Origin of the sequence: uncultured Mobiluncus sp., from assembly GCF_902488535.1 — a bacterium.
Classification (GTDB): Bacteria; Actinomycetota; Actinomycetes; order Actinomycetales; family Actinomycetaceae; genus Mobiluncus.
Genome location: NZ_CABTWO010000039.1, coordinates 1 through 4037 on the forward strand (window position 1 = coordinate 1; position 4037 = coordinate 4037).

Below are 4037 nucleotides of genomic sequence, written 5' to 3' on the forward strand. Positions count from 1 at the left end.
AAGAACACGTCAGCCGCCATCGCGGGAGCGACGCCCATGCCAGCAACCAGCGCCAACGAAGCAGCGCCAATCACAAACTTCTTCTTCAAATTCATCTTCAAAAAACCCTTCTTCTGGGTAATAAAGGGTGCCGATTTCGGGGTAAATATCGGGGCATAAACACCCGAGAACCCCCGGGCCGATACCCGCCAGTGCTGCAGGTAAACCGGGGGGTTTCGTAAAGGGATACCCGGCTGGGTTGTGGCTAACTAGTGGTCTTTGGGCTGTAGCTGCCAATAATGGCAGCTACAGCCCAAATCCCACCTTATAACCCCCCAAACACCGAACCATCCACCCGCCCAGACCCTAAAAACCCAGGCAACCTGAGTACTGACGCCATTCATACCAAACGATTCGATTCAGGCCTGTGCCTGCTACTTCAATCACAGCCTCCGCCAGATTACCTAATGAAATCGCGCCATTTTGCCTAACGAAATCGCGCCGTTTTACCTAAGATAGGTTAGAATTGCTTTGTTTCCTTAGGAAAGGCCTGGACAATATCATGCGCGAATATCGTCAACGACTGGTGGATAGAACCCTGCAACAGGCGTTGCGGCGCAGCGGAGCCGTCCTAATCGAAGGTCCGAAATGGTGCGGTAAAACGACCACGGCGGAACAGGCTGCGGTGTCGGTACGCTATCTCGACGAACCGGGAAAGTTGGAAAGCAACCAGCTGTTGGCAAAAATCAATCCCTCGGAACTGCTAGCGGGGTCGGTCCCGCTGCTGCTCGACGAGTGGCAGCTTGCCCCGGAACTGTGGGACGCTATCCGGTTCACGGTTGACCGTCGAGCCGCCCCGGGCCAGTTCATTTTGACCGGGTCGGCGGTGCCCACAAACTTGGACAAACTGCATCACACCGGGACAGGGCGTTTTGCGCGGATTCGGATGCGCCCGATGAGCCTGTACGAGTCCGGGGAATCAAGCGGGGCGGTGAGCTTGACCGAGTTGTTCCAATACTCGGAACCGTCAGGCGTCGAAACAGTGCCGTGTACCATATCCATACACGGCACGCCATCCGGCCCAGCCGAGTCGGAGTTGTTGCCAGACTCGCACGATTCAGGCCCTCGTAATCTAGAGTTTCCCACGGAGCCACGTGAACCGAGATTCCTGGCCAGTTCTACCTTGACTATCGAGGGTTTGTGTCAGGCGATAACTCGTGGCGGCTGGCCTCAGGCCACGTTTTTAGCCCCGGCTGACGCGGCCGCGACCGCTCGGGACTATTTTCAAGCTGTGGTGAAACAAGACATCAGTCGGGTCGATGACGTGAGTCGGGATGAAACCCGCGCGTGCCGTCTGATGCGGTCTTACGCGCGTTTGCAAGGGTCGCAGGCGGCTATAGCCACGATTCAGGCGGATATGCGCGCTCACGAGGCGCAGGCGATGAGCCCGGACACGATAAACAGCTATCTAGAGGCACTGCGCCGGATTTTCGTTATCGAGGACCTTCCCGCGTGGAGCCCGAAGCTGCGCTCAAAAACCGCGATTCGGACCTCGGACACCAGGTATTTTACCGATCCCTCGATAGCTGCTGCCGCTTTGGAAGCCACCGCCAGAGACCTAGCTGGTGACCCACAAACGCTGGGATTCCTGTTCGAGACCCTAGCGGTGCGCGACCTGCGAGCTTACACGGAAGCACTGGGCGGAACCCTGTTCCACTACCGGGACAAAAACGGCTTGGAGTGCGACACTATCGCCCACCTAGATGACGGCAGATACGCGTTGATTGAAATCAAGCTCGGGGGCGACGCGGCCATCGAAACCGGCGCGGCCACGCTAAAACGGCTCGCCGGACTCATCGACACCAGCAAAATGCGCGCCCCCGCTTTCCTGTCAGTCCTCACCGGAGTCGGAGATTTCGCTTACCAACGCCCGGACGGAGTTTACGTCATTCCGATAGGAACACTGGGCTGCTGATACTGGTCACGGGTTATTTTCAGGGCTGGTCGGGGTTATAGTCACAAGGTCGGGGCGGTCACAAACATGGCCTGGGGGCGCCGGTATTTTAGGGCCTGGGTGGGTGGGTGTTTCGGTGTTTGGGGGTTATAAGGTGGGATTTGGGCTGTAGCTGCCATTATTGGCAGCTACAGCCCAAATCCCACTAGTTAGCCACAACCCAGTAGGGTATCCCTTTACGAAACCTCCCGGTTTGCCTGCAGCACTGGCGGGTATCGGCCTGGGAATCCCTGTGGCCCTGCAGCTCTGGCCGGTAAAGGCCCGCTTAATCCCCGGGTGTCTATTGAAGGCAGTACGTTGTATCTGGATCGCCTTGGCTACCAAGCATTAAAACCCTCCCGGTAGCGATGAGTTTCCCGAGCGCGTATCGGGCCTGCCCCTCGCTGAGTCCCGTAACAGAACGTATGGTGTTTAGGGTTTGCGGACCGTCTGACAGCGAGGCAAGGATAGCGGGACCGTGCTTGGTGCTTGTTTGGGTGGGGGCGGCGGGGGTCGGAATCGGTTCCATAGACCTCAAGGATTGTTGTATCGGGGCTGGTCGTGGGGATTCGGGGGTGAGTCGCATAAGGACGTGGAGTTCTATTCCCTGGTCGATAAACCGGGGCCGCGGCAGGCCACAGGCTTCAAGGACTTGAATGGCTTCACGGATGCCACCGCCTTCACCCTCGATTACGCGCGCTCCGTCAGGAGTACGGACGTTTTTCAAAATTTCGTAAAGCATCGGATTGACCGCGCTTTTACCGCCTGGTTTACCCAGACGCTCGGCGGTCACGCCCCATAAACCGCCTGGGCTGGTCACCGATAACACACTCCCACGGATGCGAATCTCGACCCGCTTGGAATCAGTTATGGGTGCCAGCGAACGGTGCACCAGGGCGTTGGCGATGATTTCACGAGCCGCGCTGAGTGGGAATGTGGGCAGGTCGCGGGCGTGACCGTGCTGGTCATAGACCAGGGCTTTACTGGTATTGCGCTCCACCCAAGCAAGAGATTGCTCAAGGAGCTCCGGGACCGGGCCAGAAAAATGCGACAAATCCATGACACGCGGCGTCGAGACCGTTCGCGCGACTTCACCCAAGGACGTGCCTGCGGTCGTGTTTTGTCCGCGCTCAGAGTCAATCACCTGAACCGCGGCGGTCACCCCCAGGCTCGGCGTGACCGCTTGAGGCATCTTGCCCAGAGCATAGAGACCACCAAGCGTGGCTTCGCCACCAGGAGTCAGAACCCCAGAATAAACCAGCCTCTCAGTGCGTGACATATCATGAAAACGCCGGGAGGCCAGTGACAGCGCTTCATCGTAGGCCGCGAGCAAGGACGCGTCCAAGTCCGTCAGGGACGTTCCGGGGACATTAAACCGGTCGGGATGCAACGGTTCGAAACCCTGTGTCTTCAGAAGGTCGATATGCTGCAGTTCCTGGGGACTCATCGGGTATTCGCCGTCTGCCTGACGCAAATATGCCTCACCTTTATAGAAAGCAGGGCGGGACGCGAGTTCTAGCCCGTGCACCGTTGCGACAAGTATGGTCTTGCTGCCTATTTTTAGCGTCTGGAAATCGAGCTGCGGAGGCGGCTTGATATGGTCGCGAGCCTGAGCGGCTATGCCTTGTTCCAGCTTTGCGATACGCGAAGGAGCAATCCCCAACACTTTGAAATCCAGGTTTTCCGAAACACCAATGATAATCTTGCCCCCATCAGGCATATTAGCAAAAGCACACAAGGTCTGCCCCAGGCCAGGAATGCCATTAGCGCCCGTTTTCACTTCAACATCGTAAGAATCCCCGCCACGTTCCCGCAGTTCATCAAGCACTTTTATAAGAGTCTCAGAGTTCAACACTCTTTAAGTATAAGACTTAAAGAGTTTAAGTGTAAGAGCAAGTGCGAGAGTTGGGGAACAGAACAGATTTACCCCGAAATCCTGACCCTTTATTACCCAGAAGAAGGGTTTTTTTGAAGATGAATTTGAAGAAGAAGTTTGTGATTGGCGCTGCTTCGTTGGCGCTGGTTGCTGGCATGGGCGTCGCTCCCGCGATGGCTGGCGGTACTA

General features: G+C 56.9%; 2 protein-coding genes. One reads left to right on the forward strand and one right to left on the reverse strand.

The window, feature by feature from the left end; all coding sequences use genetic code 11:
* Positions 1-541 precede the first annotated feature (541 nt).
* A complete protein-coding gene (locus RDL66_RS08870) occupies positions 542-1954 on the forward strand; it encodes a DUF4143 domain-containing protein (protein ID WP_308536623.1) in 1413 nt (470 codons plus the stop codon).
* Positions 1955-2273: 319 nt separating this feature from the next.
* On the opposite strand, the gene RDL66_RS08875 is transcribed toward RDL66_RS08870, so the two are convergent.
* Entirely contained in the window at positions 2274-3827 is a 1554-nt protein-coding gene (locus RDL66_RS08875) for an RNA-binding domain-containing protein (RefSeq protein WP_308536625.1), read from the reverse strand.
* Positions 3828-4037: the final 210 nt, after the last annotated feature.

Bases quoted from the DNA above. Each gene is read 5' to 3' on its own strand.
- RDL66_RS08870 (WP_308536623.1), top strand. From the start codon at position 542: ATGCGCGAATATCGTCAACGACTGGTGGATAGAACCCTGCAACAGGCG.